Origin of the sequence: Candidatus Pelagisphaera phototrophica, from assembly GCF_014529625.1 — a bacterium.
GTDB classification, from domain to species: domain Bacteria; phylum Verrucomicrobiota; class Verrucomicrobiia; order Opitutales; family Opitutaceae; genus Pelagisphaera; species Pelagisphaera phototrophica.
In genome coordinates, this window is sequence record NZ_CP076039.1 from 1,787,513 (window position 1) to 1,804,264 (window position 16,752).

Consider the following 16,752-nt stretch of genomic DNA (forward strand, 5'->3'; position numbering starts at 1 on the left):
GTCTAGTACTTAGTGATAAAGGAATCGAGATTCATTATCTGATTGGCAACCATGGTATAGGAAGCAAGCTCTATAAGATGGTGGTCGGACCTAGGAGTTGAGTCCCCGACTTGTATGAAGGCTTGGGCATCGGACCTTCCTTCAATGAAAGAGGAATGGAATTTTCGGTAAGATCGCTCAAGGATTTCCTTGTGTTTGTCTGCAGGCATATTTCCGAATGCATAGGCGTACATTTGAGAAATACGTTCGCCAACTGAGCCATCATGATGCGTCAATACGCGTTCCGCCAATTGTCGGGCGGCTTCAACGAACTGAGGATCGTTCATGAGGGTGAGTGCTTGCAAAGGTGTGTTAGTTCTCTCTCGCCTAACATTACAGTTTTCTCGGGAAGGTACGTCGAACACGACCATATTGGGAGGTGGTGCGGTACGTTTCCAGAAAGTGTACAAGCTTCTTCGATACAAGGCCTCTCCCGAATCCTGAAAGAAATGGGCGGTGTTGCTATCGGAATAGGCCACTGCATTCCAAATGCCCTCAGGCTGGTAGGGCTTAACAGGTGGACCTCCTACGGCAGAATTGAGGCTTCCGCTCACAAATAGAACCTTGTCACGTAAAACTTCTCCATCCAGCCGATACCTCGGTCCTCTCGCAAGGTACCTATTTTCGCGATCAATCGCTAGTTCCTCAGGTGTGATCGTTGACTCCTGCTGGTAGGCGGCGCTCATTACCAAAGTTTTGAAAAAGGACTTCACATCCCAGCTTTCTTCCCGAAAGCGAATGGCCAGCCAATCCAGGAGTTCCGGGTGAGTCGGATTTTCTCCCATAATCCCAAAGTCTTCCGATGTAGCGACAATACCCGTACCGAAGAAGTTCTGCCAAAAGCGGTTGACGGTTACTCTAGCGGTAAGCGGATTTCGCGGATCAACGAGCCAGTTGGCGAGACCCAGCCGGTTTTTTGTCGCATCTGGGGGAAGTCCGCCGAGAGATTCGGGTACATCCGCGAAAACCTCTTTCCCTAGTTTGTCATACTCGCCTCTTTCCAGTATCCTGGCGGTGGGAGGCGAGTCCTTTTCTTCCATGACAAGCGAGACCGTTGCCTGATCGTAGATATGGTTGTAGTCCATTTCATTGATCGCCTGCTTGTACTTGAGCTCCCGATATTCGGGAACGAAATTGGTAAAGTAATATTCTTCTATCTGATTTTTATCTCTGCTCCGGTGACGTTCCTCGGGAGTATTCAAGAGTTCTTTGATCCTTTTCACGGTAGCCCCACTGCCAGATTGGAAGGGATATATTGGACGGTCGAAGACTTTAAGGGAATTGATACTGCCGGTCTTTGGACCGTCACTGCTTTTGTCGTAATAGCCAGTTTTATAGCTCTTGGCAGCGAGTCCCGGGTCGATCAGTCCTGTTGAGAAGTTTCCGATTTGTAGTGGAGCTTCCACTGCGGCACTTCCCGAAAGATTGTCGATCACCTTGCTGTAGTCGAACGGCTGGCGAGATCCGGTACGTATAGAGAGTCCCGCTACCGAGCCTGATCCATCATAGGTGACATGTATGATGGTGTTGCTAAACTCCCTTGGATTGAGGCGTTCTGCCTTGGTAGTGGCCGAAATCATTTTGCTGTCCTTGAGGGAGTGAATCAACTCAAACGTAATCTGATAGCGATTGGGAAATGAGGGGTTGGAGTTTGCCACTGCAAGCCGCCAGCCTCGGTTGCCATCAAATTGCCTCACTACAGGTATGCGGCCCTGTTTCTCTCCCTCCTCCACAGGCAGTTTCAAATTGCAGGAAATGGTGAACGGTCTATCGGGGTTAAATTCGAATCCCTGTCGCACCAGATCGATTTGCTCGCCCATCGAAATATCCAATGTCGGGTGGGATGGCTTCTTCGGTTTGGTTTCAGTCTCTTCATTATCGATTTTGAGTAGCAGCTCGAATGAAGGTTTGAAGTCAGGCGTGAACGTTTTGTACTCGCGACCCTCGTCCTTTTTCCATGCGGTTAAGGTAGCTCCTTTGTTTTCCTTGAGCTTTTTTACTGCTTCGCTCAATGCTTCCCGCTCATTAGAAACTTGTATCCAATCATTGGTGTGTTCTGGTTTTGGAATTGTCACAACGGGTCTCGTATCATAGGCATTTCCGTCCATAATGGGCCCGTCAAAATTGTTAAAGAAGGCGGAGAAACGGTAAAAATCCGTCATGGTGATCGGATCAAATTTGTGGTCATGGCAAGAGGCGCATCCCATGGTCAATCCCATGAAAACAGTAGCTGTGGTCTCCACGCGGTCCTTTGCGTAGATCGCCCGGTATTCTTCGTCGATGGCTCCGCCTTCGCTGGTGGTGGGGTTGCATCGATTAAAGCCAGTAGCAAGCCGCTGATCGAGGGTGGGTTTCGGCAGCAAATCGCCCGCGATTTGCTCGACAGTGAACTGGTCGAAAGGCTTGTTGTCGTTGAATGCTTTTACGACCCAGTCGCGATAGGGCCATATTTCGCGATAGTTGTCCAAATGGAGTCCGTGCGTGTCTGCGTAGCGAGCCGCATCGAGCCAGATACGAGCTTGGTGCTCACCGTAGGTATTGCTTTTTAGCAACCTGTCCACGAGTCGCTCGTAGGCGTTGGGTGAAGCATCTTTCACGAATTCCTCAACCAGTTCAGGGCTTGGGGGAAGACCTGTTAAATCGAGGGACAAACGTCGAGCTAGGGTGGGTCGATCTGCTTTATCGTTAGGTTCAAGGCCCTTGTTTAACATGGCTTCATGTAGAAAAGCGTCGATCTCGTTGTTGCCCCAAGGCGCATTGGGTACTTCTGGCTTTTCGGGCTGGCCGAAAGCCCAGTGTCCCTCCCATTTGGCCCCTTCCTCGATCCATTTAGCGACGAGCTCTATCTCCGATTCTTTTAGAATCTTGTGTGAATCTGGTGGCGGCATTTTATCATCCTCGTCTGAGGTGGTAATGCGCTGATAGAGGGGGCTCTCGTATGGATTTCCGCGCACAATCGCTGGATCGTACTTGCCATGCGATTGGAAAGCGTGGGCTTCGATGTCAAGTCTAAGATCAGCCTCGCGCGATTCCGCGTCGGGTCCATGGCAAGCGTAGCAGTTTTCAGAAAGAATAGGACGAATGTCCTTGTTGAAACTGACGGTTTTGGCTCCGGTGTTTGCGGCAAGGAACTGAACTACGGCTATGTAGGCAAGGGATCTAACTAAGAACGGGTGGTTTCTACGATTCATAGTTGCTTTTAAGCGTGCGAAGAAAAGTTTCATTGGAAAAGGTAACCAGCCGAGGGGCCAGAGAAACGTAAAAAGCTTCGACAGTTTGATTCAGCTAGTCAGATTGAGTCAAGTTAGAGTTATTATCTACACATTTATAAGAATTCCCGTTGAATCGCTCAATTGATTTAAATATTTCTTTCCTAGTTTTGAGTCAACTCGGGATGCTGATTTCTTAGTGGTGAGGTTTTGTTTTGGACGCTAATTCAATGAAGGAGCCCGACCGCATCGTTTGATCTCCGCTGATTGATGCCGAAGAAGCATCACTAAATTGGGGCAGCACTCTTGAGGGCAGAAAATGAGGCACTGTTTAGATGGGGATTAGTGTTTGATTTGACGACACAGCCTATTACTCCAACACGAGCTTGAGCACCCCGTTTTTAACGGATTGGATTTATCCAAGATCGGCGGCACTCTTCTCTCGCCCTCGAAATGACGTTCACTCACCCTTTGAATGGCTTAGTTATGGTGATACCATTTATTGTCTACGTTACAACAAAAATGCAAAACCGCAGAGATCATTTTGCTTTCTAACTCCATCTGGGTTTGCTAGAGATCACCTTGGGTCCGGTCCCCAAGAGCCCAGCAAGCGGTATCCGCCGAGGGCACTCAAAAAACAATAACAAAAAGGAAATTATCTCATCCAAATCGGGTCAAATCTAGGGGTCCAAGCAAGGGCTTGATGAGGGGCGTTACTTGCGCTGCTAGCGGTGTCCAAATTAAAAGTAGGGATAGCGAGGTCAATGGTTGGGTTTCTTGAATGACACAGTCGAGATCGAGAGCGGTGCTGATGTAAATGGGAGTATCTACGTTTGCGGAGTGGATGTATACGTAAGCGGTGACAGTGCATTGGGTACGGCGTTGGATCCCATCGAGATTAGCTCTATTGGAAGCGTTTACGGAAGTGGCTCTGCGGTTTTTGTAGGTGTTGTTTATGCAGGAGAAAGCATCGAGGTAAAAGGCGGGGGTATAATCGAGAGTAGCACTTACGCGGGTGGCTCTTTAACGGGCGACAGCATCTCGAGTGCCTCGGACCCACTTGGAATCGCCTATTTGCCCGAACCTATCGATTCTGGATAGTCTTGCGTTCCCTGATACTACGGACTTTAGCGCAGGCGGAGCAGACACCAACCTCCACAAAGGTAACAACAACTCGCCGATGTATTAAACCGCGTATCCTAGAAATTAAGACAATTTCGAAACCAGCGACTATAGTAGCTACACGCACTTGTATTTCGAGACGGGCAAAGACAATTTCGAGAAAGTGGACTTGGGTGGGGAGCTGAGTTTGTACTTCAACCTCTCGTTAAGCAATGACATCCGCGGGTTTGTTTAGGATGACATTAAGTTCGACGAAGAGTTGGGAAGGTATTAGTTTCGATTGGTAGATCAAATTATTACCCCTTGAAAAGCAGTAATGTAGATCCCGCGCTCGCCGCCAGTGTTTATTGGGATTCCCACGCAAAATTTGAATTGAAAAAAGAAAGCCAGCGGTTCGGGTCTCTTTTTATGGCATACGATGACTTGAAAGTGAAACAGGATAGTTTGCTCATTGGCCCTTTTTACTTGCAGGGACAAAATCGAATTAAAAGCCAGGGCAGTGATCTAAGTAGAGGCGAACTATCTAAATGAGGACTAGCACTGGAGGAGTCCAGTGTTTCGCGCGGACCATAACTTGAACTATTTATGGATGAATAGTTTTGTTTCGCTCTGTGTAAAAAAGCTTGTGCAGACCGAGAAACGGAGGAGAATTGCGGTGTGAAAAAAATCACAGAAGAAGATGTATCTGGTGCGGTAGAGCGTCTCAACGGTCACCCGCTTTACAAATCCCTTAAGGAATTGGGTGACTTAAGAATGTTCATGGAGCATCATGTTTTTTCAGTTTGGGATTTCATGTCTCTAGCGAAAAGCCTGCAAGAGATCGTAGCACCGGTGCGTCAACCCTGGATGCCGGGAGAGGATGGGGCCCTGCGTCGATTCATTAATGAACTAATACTCGAGGAGGAGTGTGACGAAGGACCGAACCACGGGGAGTATCGTAGCCACTTTGAGATTTACATGAATTCGATGTCAGAGGTGGGCGCTGATGTGGAACCATGTAGACGTTTCCTACGTTCGGTCGTCAATGAGGGGTTGGACATGGCATTGGAGTTACCCTGCGTGCCAGATCCTTCGAGAGCATTTACACGCGCGACGTTCGATATCATTAGGTCGAAAGAGCCTCACAAAATAGCGGCGGCTTTCGCGCTAGGACGAGAGAGCATCATACCTGACATGTTTCGCGAGATACTGAGTAAAGCGGAAGTGCCGGAGGATTCGATTCCGACGTTTCATTACTATCTGAATAGGCATGTGGAGCTAGATGAGGGGCAGCACGGTCCGATGGCGATGCGTCTGTTGAACAGCCTATGTGGCGGTGAGGAATGTAAGGTACGTGAGGCGATTCATGCTGCCGAGCAAGCTATTGAAGCGAGAATCAAACTTTGGGATGGCATTCTTGTGTCTATCGAAAGGGATGCATGCGTGGGAACGTAAGAAGTCAGTCTTCAGGGCCAGCCGCTTTTTAAGAGCCGAAATGGTGACTGGCTTCTGGCTTGGCCCCCTTTAAATGAGACGGTTTTCGGTGATCAAAGAAAGGAAGATTCACCTACGAAAAAGACGCGACGTGCTACCGAGCAGATAATCTGCATCCTCCGTGAGTCCGACGCGGGCGTGCGTACCGAGGACATCTGCGGCAAGCATAACGTAGTCTCCCAAGGCTTTTAACGCTAGTGGAGCAAGTATGGCGGGAGGGACATCAAGGAGGCTCCAGTGCCTTCACGACCTGAATAGGGAGAACATGGAGTTGAAGAAGCTTCTGGCCGTCCAGATGCTCAAGTCCAAGGCCCAATAGATCACCCTGGAAAAAACCTCTAAGCCCGAAGCGGCGGCGCGGTTTCGTGGCGAAGGTCCAGACCGTGCTGTCCTTTTTCGGGAGAGCCGTTTGCCGTTGGCTCGGGGTCAGCCGCTCGGCCCTGCGATACCACCCCAAGCCCGTGGCCGAAGGCAAGCTCCTTCCCGCTCCGGTCGCCCTGCGCCGGAAGGAGAAAAATAACAACATCAACCCCGAAAACCCGGTCGGGAATCTCTCATTGGAACCAGGCTAAATAGTGGGGCCAAGCAGTGGCAAAAAACTGAGAGATTTTCTCGTGAACCTTTTTCTTTAATTCGTCGGGAAAAAGGGAATACAAAGGAATGTTGTTTTCCGATAGGGCTGCCCATTCCTTTTTGAAAATGGCAGATACTGGCTCATTGCTAGTGAATATGTTCCTGAGTTGCTTCCAGATGGACATGCATGGATAGACTAGTTGGAATGGTGCTCGAAGGAGCCGCTTTACGCCGCGATCGCAAGCAGGTCATTGCAGTGTGAAGGCGCCTCTTGTAGAAAACTAGTCACGCGAGAATGTCATTGACGACATGAGCCTTCTCTACGCCGGTCAGTTTCTGGTCGAGACCTTGGTGGGGGAATATCAGTTTATTGTGGTCGATTCCTAGTTGGTGGAAAATGGTGGCATGCAGATCGCGGACATGTACCGGGTTTTTGACGACGTTATAGCAGAAATCGTCCGTCTTACCGTAGCTGATTCCGCCTTTGATTCCACCGCCGGCCATCCAAGTTGTGAAGCAACGTGGATGATGGTCGCGACCGTAGTTTCCTCTGTCGCCTGGGGCGAGGTTTTGGGCAAAGGTCGTACGACCAAATTCACCGGCAAACACGACCAGAGTATCTTCTAGCAAGCCTCTTTGCTTTAGGTCAGTTAGCAATCCAGATATCGGCTGATCAATGTCGCGAGCCTGCCCTCGCATATGCAGAGGAAGCTGTCTGTGGTGATCCCACCCGCGATGGAAAAGTTGAATGAAACGTACATCCCTCTCCGCCATACGGCGGGCTAGCAAACAATTGCGTGCGAAAGATCCGGACTGATGTACTTCAGGGCCGTACATGCCTAGCGTTTCCTCACTTTCTTGAGTCAGGTCGGTAAGCTCAGGCACAGAGGCTTGCATACGGAAAGCCATTTCCTGCTGCGCAATGGATGTTTGGATTTCCGGATCTCCGGTAACCAGTTTCTGCTCAGCGTTTACTTTGCTAACAAAATCGAGCATTTTGTTGCGAGCCTTTCGATCGACGCCTTTGGGATTCGAAAGAAATAACACGGGATCACCGACCGATTGGAACGCAATGCCCTGATGCTTGCCGGGAAGAAAACCGGTGCCCCAAAGGCGGCTGTAAAGCGCTTGAACATTCGTCTTTCCGGACCAAAAGGCGGACGACAAAACCACAAAATCCGGCAGATCACGATTTAAGGTTCCAAGTCCATAACTAAGCCACGATCCCATGCTCGCCCTGCCTGGCATCTCAGATCCGGTACAGAAAAATGTCTTGGCTGGGTCGTGATTGATCGCCTCCGTATGAGTGGATTTGATCATGCAAATATCATCTGCATGTTTAGACAGGTGCGGTAGAAGCTCGCTCATTACCAATCCGCTTTCCCCTTGTGGCGCGAACTTGAAAATCGAAGCGCAGATTTCTTGTTTCTTGCCACGAGTCATTGTAGTGACCCGTTGGCCACGACTGATTTCTGGTGGAAGTGACTGTCCGTGCAGTTTTTCCAAACCGGGCTTGTAATCGAATAGGTCAAGCTGACTAGGCGCTCCGGCCATGAAGAGGAAAATAACCCGCTTTGCCTTGGCCGCATGATGTAGACCTGGCTGAGCGGCGGCGACGAGGGGAGTCATCGATCCGCCCAGTGCAGCGACGCCCAAGCCAACTGAGGCCCGCTTGATGAATTGCCGTCGATTGAGTTGGTCACAAAATGATTGAAATTGATCCATGGCTATCGTCTTACTTTGGCGAGTTCGAGATTGAGAAGGCTATGAGTCATCATCGTCCAGGCAGCGAACTCCACACGCTTGCTAAAATCGGTGCCGTTTAACTCGGGCGTAAGGGACTCGGTTAACACTGCGTCATTTTGGTAAATTTCAGAAAACTCCACGAAGGTTTTCTTCATGAGTTCCAGACGCTCTCCCTCGGGCAAATGGGAAGTGATCTTTTCGTAAGTTAGGCTCAGCCCACTTTCCAGGCCATCGGTTTCCTCAAGCGTCTGTTTCGCGCAAGCCTTGGCCGCTTTGAAGTACTCTTCCTCATTCATCATGAGCAGTGCCTGAAGGGAGGTATTCGTTCGTTCTCGCCTGGGCAGACAATATTCCCGCGATGGAGCGTTCATGATTGTCATTTGCGGTGGGGGAATGGCACGTCTCCAAAAAGTGTATAGGCTCCGACGGTAGATGTTGTCATCGCTGTCGGGAACATAAGGCCGATTTGCGACCATGTTCACCATTTCCCATAAGCCCGGTGGTTGGGGTGGCCTAACACTCTTACCGTACATGGTATTGTTGAGCTGACCGCTCACCGCCAATATCTGATCGCGAATCACCTCCGCATCGAGACGGTAACGGGAGGCTCGTGCCAGTTGCCGGTTCTCAGGATCTTTGGTGTAGGAATCAGGATCGGCGTCAGAACTTTGTCTATAGGTACTCGAAAGCACAATCGACCGAAATAGTTCCTTAATGTCCCACCCCGTTTCCATAAAGGTGACCGCTAACTCATCTAGCAACTCGGGATGGCTGGGCCACTCCCCTTGTGCCCCAAGGTCCTCAGAGGTTTTGACTAAGCCAACGCCGAAAATTTGCTGCCAGAAACGATTAACCGCGACGCGGCTGGTCAGTGGGTGGTTGGGGGCGACGAGCCATTCCGCTAAGTCCATGCGGGTATACATGCCTTTTTTCTTTTTCATCGGAGGCAGAAAAGCCGGCGTGTTACGTTCAACAGGCACATCAGGAGCATCGTAGGCCCCGCCGACAAACATGGTCGCCTGCCGAGGGGGGTTCATTTCTGACATGATCATCGCTCCGGGAATCGTGTTATAAAAGGCAGTTCGCTTGGCCTTCAAATCGGCGATCTGTTTTTGAGCCTCCAATACTTCTTTTGAACGCACTCGGGTAGTCCACTCACTTTCGTGTTCGGGATCATACACCTCATTGGCAGCCACCCAGGAAGATTCCTGATCGACACTCACTTTCCAATCGGAACTTGTTGTAAAGGTCCTAGTGTCCCCCCCCACTCTGTATTCAAGAATAAAGGCAAACCCCGATTTCCCGGTGGTTTTTGCCGTAATAATATTTTCCCCGGAATTAAGTAGGCCACTCAACTCCGCGGCGACACCATCCTTCAATGTGAGTGCATTCCCAAGATAAACGCCATTCACGAACACTTCCGTTTTCGGAACACGCACAATCGCTTCCTCAGTATTTTGAACACCGCTCGCTTCCGCTGCGGCACCATCGTTTGATTTAGGAAGGTTGCCTTGGAAAGGGCCTTTCCTGGTTCCGTCTCTTTTTGGCAGACTTACAAATCGAGCTATAGCGAATTCAGGTTTTTCGGACAGGTCCAAGATTGTTTTAAGATCGGTGCTATAAGACTGCCGTGAGGGTTCGTGCCAAATCCAAGGGACCGATGCTTTTGAAAAATCTTTTGGCCATTTATCTGACAATCCTTGGCGCCGCAATATCTCTCCGAGTTCGAATTCAAGCGCCTGTAATCTGACATCAAAATCGGCTAATTGGTTTTCCTGTTTCGGGCCGGTAAGATTTATGAATGGTGGCTGAAGACCTCGTTCGGGCTCACGATCCGTTTCAGGTGCACCATTAAAGTTATTGAAAAAGGCGTAGAGCTGATAGTAGTCCCTTTGAGTTAGCGGATCGTATTTATGATCGTGGCACTGTGCGCATTGAACCGTCAGTCCAAGGAAAGCCGTACCAAAGGCTTCGACGCGATCGACAACGTTTTTATGCAAGCTCTCCTCAGGAAGTGCCGTTCCTTTGTCGATGATCATGTGCAACCGATTGAATCCAGATGCGACGAATTGATCGGGACTTGGATCATCATACACATCACCAGCCAACTGATACGTTATGAAATCATCAAACGGGAGGTTTTCATTGAAGGAACGAATCACCCAGTCACGGTAAGTGGAAAAATCGCGATCAAAATCGTGGTGCATGCCATTTGTATCAGCCAGCCGAACCAAATCCGCCCAATAACGAGCCATGTGTTCGCCGTAAGCCGGGCTGTTGAGCAAGCGTTCAACGAGATTCTCGTAGGCGGTAGAGCCGCGGTCATCCAGAAATTCCCGGATTTCGCTCACAGTCGGGGGAAGGCCAGTGAGATCGAATGACAAACGCCTGATCAGAGTCCGCCTGTCCGCTTCTTCATTGAGTCGCAATCCTTTCGTCTCAAGGGAGGCGTTTACAATTTGATCGATAGCATTATCGTAGTGTGTTTCAATTTTTTTTGGAATGTGACGTTGCGGTGGCACGAATGCCCAGAAATCCTGGTATTCGCCACCTTCTTTGATCCACTGAGTGATGCGATCAATCTCGTCCTCAGTGAGCGGGGCTTTGTGCGAGTCTGCCGGTGGCATAAACTCGTCTTCGTATTCGGAAGTGATGCGAAACCAAAGCTCGCTCTCCTCGGGTTCCCCCGGTTTAATGATGTGGTAGCCATCCCTTGGGGTGAGTGCTCCCAGCTTGCCTCCAGCTATGTCCAATCGAAGTTCCTCCTTGCGATCCTCCTCGTCGGGTCCGTGGCAATGGAAGCACTTGTTAGAGAGAATCGGACGAATGTCCCGATTGAAATTGATGCTCTTTTCCGCAAATGAAAGACTGATAGCGGTAAGAAGGAGGTATATGTAAGCAATTTTTTTCAACAACACCACGGTTAGTGCGAGGGAGGTTTGGGGTCAACGACTTAAGCCTGAGTTTTGACATTGAGTAGAACAATAAATTATCATTTAGACCGTTGGAAACTCAAGGACTCCCAAGCCATTCGCTTTTACCGGCCCACCAGGTAGATTGCGGTTCAATCAGATTTCGCAGTTGCTAGTTCTCTTGGCATCTGCGTGTTTGCCGGTATCTGGATTGTGAAGATAGCTAATTGAGTGTATCAAATTGAAACGATTATTGTTAGCGACTGTTTTGGCTGTGATTCTAGTGAGCGCGTTTGTCCTTGCCCAGCAGTTTAGGCGGGGTAGCCGCAATTATGTGGATCGTAGCGAGTTTCCGATTTGGGAGAACGAGGAGGAGTTTGAAGAAGACGTATTCACCTTCGTGCGTATCCGATATATTCCGCACGGTCGGCGAGGATGGGATGGCGACTATCCGGAGGCCGATCTGAATATATCGTATCGGCTACAGGAGCTGACATCGATCAAGGTCAACCCGAACCCGGTAGTGCTTGAATTGACGGATAGGGATTTGAAGAACTATCCTTTTGTTTTTTTGATCGCTCCCTGGTCGGTCAATTTTTCCGACGCTGAGGTCGCTGCGTTGAGAGATTACCTATTGAGCGGCGGATTCCTGATGGTGGATGAATTTTGGGGACCGCAGCACTGGGATCTCTTTTACTACCAAATCAAGCGAGCACTCCCCGAATTCGAACCGCGAGAGCTTCCTATTGAGCACGAGATATTCCACAATGTCTACGACTTTAAGGAGAAGCCCCAAGTTGTACCGATACACATATGGCGACAAGGTTACACTTACCATCCGATGCCAGGAGTGGCGGATGATCCCGAACCTCACTTCTATGGAATATTCGATGATACGGGGCGAATGATGGTTCTCTTATGCCATAATAACGACCTGGTGGACGGCTGGGAACGGGAGGGCGAGGACGAGGAGTTTTTTCGTCAATACTCTGAGCGCTACTCTTATCCGATGGGGATAAATATCATCACGTACGTCATGACCCATTGAAGGCTTAACGAGTTGCGGTTTATGGCGAGAGCACTAAGAATTTCCAAATGAGGATTAAATTTTCTGTAGCGGTATGCGTATTTTTAGCGAGTTTGGCTGTTGCAAGAGCGGACGATTTGATATTTCCCGAAGAATCGGAATGGGAGCTTGTTTCCGATGGTCATCAGTTTGCGGAGGGTATGGCTTGGGACAAGGAGGGGCATTTCTATTTTACGGATGTCCCCCGGTCGCTGTTGTACAAAGTGGATGCCAATACGGGTGAACGAATCCTGATTGACAACAATACCGGCAGGGCGAATGGGATCGTTTTTGGCCCGGATGGGCGACTGTATGGCTGCTCTCGAGGGGCGAGTCGAATCTATGCTTGGGATCCGGTTACATGGGGCAAGGTAGCGGTGGCAACCGGTCCAGCGTCAAACGACATTGCCATTTTAAGAGACGGAACTGTCTTCTTTACTGATCCCGGAGACAACAACGTATGGCGGATCGATCCGAAGAGTAGGGACTTGACGAAGGCGGCCGATCCGAATTGGATGCCCAATGGGATTTCGCTTTCGTTGGACCAGAAGACGCTGCTCGTCGCTGAGTTCAATTCCGGAACGATTCATGGTTTTTCCGTCGATCCATCGGGACAGCTGAAAGGGAAGAGCTCGCCCGCCTATCGGCTGGGGATCCCATCGAACGCGCTGGGCCGACTAGATGGCATGCAGCCACTCAAGGACGGACGTCTGTTGATCGGTACCGCATTGGGAATACAAATTGCTCCCCGGTTAGGGGAAGAAGGTGCTCATCCGTTGATTGTTATTCCTTCTCCGGACAACCGTCCGCGCTGCAATTACGCCCGCATCAGTCCTGATGGGCAATGGCTTTATGCGGCATTTGCCAAGGACATCCTTCGTCGTCGGGTGGTGGAAGGAGTCAATCACTGAGAAGATGGGGAGGGTGTTGCCAACTCAAGAATAGTTGCCCACATGATGAAGGAATTGGGATTATGAAAGTACGTTGGTGGCCACTCGTTCTGATTTGGGTGCTTGGCGTTTCAACGATCGGTGTCGTCCTCTTTCTTCAGGATGGCGAGGTCGGTGCGCGACAGGCTATGGTTATGAAAATGACCGGAGTGGCGATCGTGTGCTTCGTACTGTCGATCTTTTGGCTCCTCCTATTTTCAGGTCTCAGGGCGAAGTATCGGTTTCAGATTCTAGGACTCGTTGCCCTGATATTGTTACTATTCGCGAGCGCGGTCAGATACGGAGGCGTTACGGGGGATTTGGTTCCCATCTTTACCTGGAGATGGTCTCAGCCTTCGGTGGCTAGAGTTGAAGAAGCGACTCTTCCAAAGCGAGAAACGAATGGCACATTTCCGCAGTTTTTGGGACCGAATCGGAATGCCTCGATTCCTGGAATCCGGCTGAAGAAAAACTGGTCTGAGTTTCCTCCAACGCTTCTCTGGCGAAAGCCGATAGGTGAAGCTTGGTCGGGATTTGCGATTTCAGGCAACCGAGCGATTACGCAGGAGCAGGATGACGAGGATGAGTTGGTATCCTGTTTCGAATTGGTCTCGGGGGAGTTGACTTGGCAGTCGCGAAACACGGCAAGATACGACAATCCATTGGGAGGAGTTGGACCGCGAGCCACTCCGACGATAGAGGGGGATCGCGTTTACACGATTGGGGCGACCGGCTTTTTCGCATGTCGTTTAGTAGAATCGGGCAAGTTGGTCTATTCACTCGATCTCCTAGAAGAACATAGTGCGCCGTTGCCCGATTGGGGGGTGGCCGGCTCTCCTTTGATTTTCGAAAACCTCGTTATTCTGAGTGCGGGCGGGTCTGATGGGCACTCTCTTGTGGCGTACGACAAGTTGACCGGAAAACTCGTTTGGCGAGGAGGAAGCGACAAAGCCCACTGGAGTTCTCCGGTTGTCTACCAAGTGGATGGCGAAGATCAGGTTCTTATCTTCAACAAAGGAGGGGTAGCGGGACATGACGTCGAAGATGGAAGCGTTTTATGGGAATTTCCTTGGACAAGATCTACCGGAACGCCTCGCGTTGCGATCCCCGTCCGAATTTCGGAAAACCGTTTTGTAATATCGAGTGGATACGGAGCGGGTGCTTCGATGTTCGAGGTCCAGAAATCTGAAAGTGGATATGTGGCCAAGGAGTTGTGGAAGAGCCTTCATTTGAAATCCAAGTTCAATAACTTTGTATTAAGAGATGGTTATTTGTATGGGTTGGACGATGGAATGTTGACCTGTATCGAGGTGGCAACCGGTCGCAGGACTTGGAAAAAAGGCCGTTATGGTCATGGGCAATTATTATTGGGAGACGATTGGTTGTTACTGATGGCAGAGAACGGAGAAGCGATTCTTCTTGAGCCGAATTCAGAGGAACCAGAGATTCTAGGAACGTTTGCAGCCTTGGAAGGAAAAAGCTGGAATCCACCCGCATTGGTGGGATCCCTATTGTTGGTTCGCAACCATCTTGAGGTGGCGTGCTATCGTCTGCCGCTGGAAGAATAGCTTTGAATAGTAGGCGTCTTTCGGAGATCTGTAAGTTAAATGGAGGAAAATAAAGAGCGCATTCCGACCGAGAGAGAAATTTCCCTCTGTCCTTGCAAGAGTCAGCTCAACTACGGGATATGTTGCCGGCCTTTCCATTTCGGTCAGGAGAAGCCAAAAACAGCGGAGCAGCTGATGCGTTCGCGCTACAGTGCTTACTTTTTCCGAAAAGTGGACTATCTTGTCGAAACGACGTATCCAGACACGCGAGCCCCAAGTCTAAGGGAGGAACTTCAGAAGACGATTTACCAAGCGAATTGGAGCTTTCTTACCGTTCTCGGCAAGATACGAGGGGGAGAGTTGGATAAAACGGGTAAAGTGGAGTTCGTGGCGGAGTACTTTGCCAATGGAGAGCCCTTTGAGCTTCACGAGTGCTCGCGATTTAAACGCTACAAGGGCGTTTGGAAGTACCTAGACGATAAAGGTTAGCCGGTGAACGTCTCTCAGGAGATTCCATTCAGATAGTTAAGGAACTCCTTCTTCTTTGAACGGCTGATGCTTCAGCCAGTTTCGGTTCGTGACCGATTTTAATGTCGGAAGCTATTATGAACAACAGGAATGGCTATTCTTGGACTATGGTTCCAGAGCTAAATATTCCAGCGAGTTTTCGCTTTTTTCGACGGTTGGTGGATCTTGAAAAGAATAGGGTCGTGAACTCGGTTACCAAACTCAGCGGTTTGCTCGTCCAGTTCTTTCATGCGATTCATAATCGTCACCAAAGGGTGTTCTTCGGGAATGTCCTTTGCGTTGCTATGAGCGTAATGTCCCTCACAATACACGTGGATTGCTTTTGAAATACTTGCGGCTGCGTCGCGGACGTGATCATTGATAAACCCATCATCGTTTGGTTCAAATCGGCCTTTTTCCATAGAGAGAGCGTTATCGATCTCGATTGGGAATAGAAGCGAAATCGATGGGATCTAATCCAAGTAATGCAGGCGGCTTTTTTTCAGTTGTCGAGAGAGAGTTTATCTGCAATCCAGAAGTTTCGATTCGCGATGGATGGGAGAGCATTAACATGGACCCGATAAGCCAAGGAGCATTAGGAGCGATTGCAGCTGCGACGCTTTCCAAACCAGTCCGTTATCGATGGGCGGTAGCGGTTGGTTGGTTGGGCGGAATGCTGGCAGATGCGGATATATTCATTCGTTCCGAATCAGATCCTTTGTTGAATATTGAGTACCATCGGCACTTTAGCCATTCACTCGTTTTTATACCGTTAGGAGGACTGATCTGCGCGGGTCTGTTGTGGATCTTTCTTCGCAGGCTGATTGGGTTTAGCGAGTTGCTGCTCTACGCTACAGCGGGATATACGACTGCGGGTTTACTAGATGCCTGTACGAGTTATGGCACACAGTTACTTTGGCCCTTTTCAGACCTGCGTATTGCCTGGAGTGTCATATCGATCGTCGACCCGGTATTTACGGTCACGACCCTCGGTCTAATCGCAATTGGTTGGATACGTTCTTGCCGAAAGTGGGCGTGGATGGGGGGCACTTTTGTTTTGGTATACTTGTCTATCGGGGCCCTTCAGAATCATAGAGCTACAAGCGCATTGGTCGAACTTGCAAGAAATCGAGGCGAAGAGAGAGCCAGTCGATTTACCGTCAAACCCTCGATCGGAAATTTACTGGTATGGCGAGGGATTTATGAGATTGAGGGGGACCTCCAAGTAGATGCTATCAGAGTGAGCCTTTTGAGTGGGAAGATTATTGTTTACGAGGGTGAGCGGATTAGGGGGGTTGACTTAGAGAGATTGAAGGGAGGACTCCCGGAGAGCTCGGTGCTGAGACAGGATCTAGAACGATTCAATCACTTTTCGGCGGGCTACCTGGGTTGGCATCCCGACCGTCCACATGTCATCAGCGATGCGAGGTATGCAATGCTGCCACAGTCGGCGATTCCGTTGTGGGGAATTGAATTCGATCCCGACCAACCGCACCTGCACGCTCCGTTTTTAAACTTCCGAGATGCGAGTCCCGAAGTGCTGAAAAAGCTGTGGGGCCAGATTAAGGGAGAACAGTGACAGGCGAAAGTGGTAGATGTTTTATCCGATATGACGTTCTCTATACCTAG

Annotated in this window: 11 protein-coding genes; 7 read left to right on the top strand and 4 right to left on the bottom strand. The window is 49.8% G+C overall.

All coding sequences use genetic code 11. The annotated features are described in order from the left end of the window. Positions 1-2: 2 nt before the first annotated feature. Complete coding sequence (locus GA004_RS07620; RefSeq protein ID WP_283396727.1) at positions 3-3,230, bottom strand: PSD1 and planctomycete cytochrome C domain-containing protein; 3,228 nt, start codon at positions 3,228-3,230, stop codon at positions 3-5. 795 nt (positions 3,231-4,025) lie between these two features. Here GA004_RS07620 and GA004_RS07625 point away from each other — a divergent pair. Further along, complete coding sequence (locus tag GA004_RS07625; protein ID WP_283396728.1) at positions 4,026-4,349, top strand: hypothetical protein; 324 nt, start codon at positions 4,026-4,028, stop codon at positions 4,347-4,349. Positions 4,350-5,027: 678 nt separating this feature from the next. Then, positions 5,028-5,804, top strand: coding sequence for a DUF3050 domain-containing protein (locus GA004_RS07630; RefSeq protein WP_283396729.1), 777 nt, complete (start codon positions 5,028-5,030; stop codon positions 5,802-5,804). Positions 5,805-6,701: 897 nt separating this feature from the next. On the opposite strand, the gene GA004_RS07635 is transcribed toward GA004_RS07630, so the two are convergent. Beyond that, positions 6,702-8,141: a DUF1501 domain-containing protein gene (locus tag GA004_RS07635; protein ID WP_283396730.1), complete on the bottom strand. Its 1,440-nt coding sequence runs from the start codon at positions 8,139-8,141 to the stop codon at positions 6,702-6,704. 2 nt (positions 8,142-8,143) lie between these two features. After that, positions 8,144-11,074, bottom strand: coding sequence for a PSD1 and planctomycete cytochrome C domain-containing protein (locus GA004_RS07640; RefSeq protein ID WP_283396731.1), 2,931 nt, complete (start codon positions 11,072-11,074; stop codon positions 8,144-8,146). Positions 11,075-11,315: 241 nt separating this feature from the next. Here GA004_RS07640 and GA004_RS07645 point away from each other — a divergent pair, with 241 nt between their 5' ends. From GA004_RS07645 to GA004_RS07660, 4 genes are all read left to right on the top strand, one after another. Then, positions 11,316-12,122 carry a DUF4159 domain-containing protein gene (locus GA004_RS07645; protein ID WP_283396732.1) on the top strand — a complete coding sequence of 269 codons (807 nt, stop codon included), beginning with the start codon at positions 11,316-11,318 and terminating at the stop codon, positions 12,120-12,122. 47 nt (positions 12,123-12,169) lie between these two features. After that, positions 12,170-13,051, top strand: a complete 882-nt coding sequence (locus GA004_RS07650; protein WP_283396733.1) for an SMP-30/gluconolactonase/LRE family protein — start codon at positions 12,170-12,172, stop codon at positions 13,049-13,051. 62 nt (positions 13,052-13,113) lie between these two features. Further along, the gene (locus GA004_RS07655; RefSeq protein WP_283396734.1) at positions 13,114-14,637 is read left to right on the top strand and encodes a PQQ-binding-like beta-propeller repeat protein; all 1,524 of its coding nucleotides are present in this window, start codon (positions 13,114-13,116) and stop codon (positions 14,635-14,637) included. 39 nt (positions 14,638-14,676) lie between these two features. Then, on the top strand, positions 14,677-15,105 hold the full coding sequence (locus tag GA004_RS07660; RefSeq protein ID WP_283396736.1) for a YchJ family protein: 429 nt from the start codon (positions 14,677-14,679) through the stop codon (positions 15,103-15,105). Between the two features lie 158 nt (positions 15,106-15,263). Here the strand turns inward: GA004_RS07660 and GA004_RS07665 are convergent, their stop codons facing one another. Continuing rightward, positions 15,264-15,545 carry a hypothetical protein gene (locus GA004_RS07665; RefSeq protein WP_283396737.1) on the bottom strand — a complete coding sequence of 94 codons (282 nt, stop codon included), beginning with the start codon at positions 15,543-15,545 and terminating at the stop codon, positions 15,264-15,266. A gap of 44 nt (positions 15,546-15,589) precedes the next feature. Here GA004_RS07665 and GA004_RS07670 point away from each other — a divergent pair, with 44 nt between their 5' ends. Then, a complete protein-coding gene (locus GA004_RS07670) occupies positions 15,590-16,702 on the top strand; it encodes a metal-dependent hydrolase (RefSeq protein WP_283396738.1) in 1,113 nt (370 codons plus the stop codon). Positions 16,703-16,752: the final 50 nt, after the last annotated feature.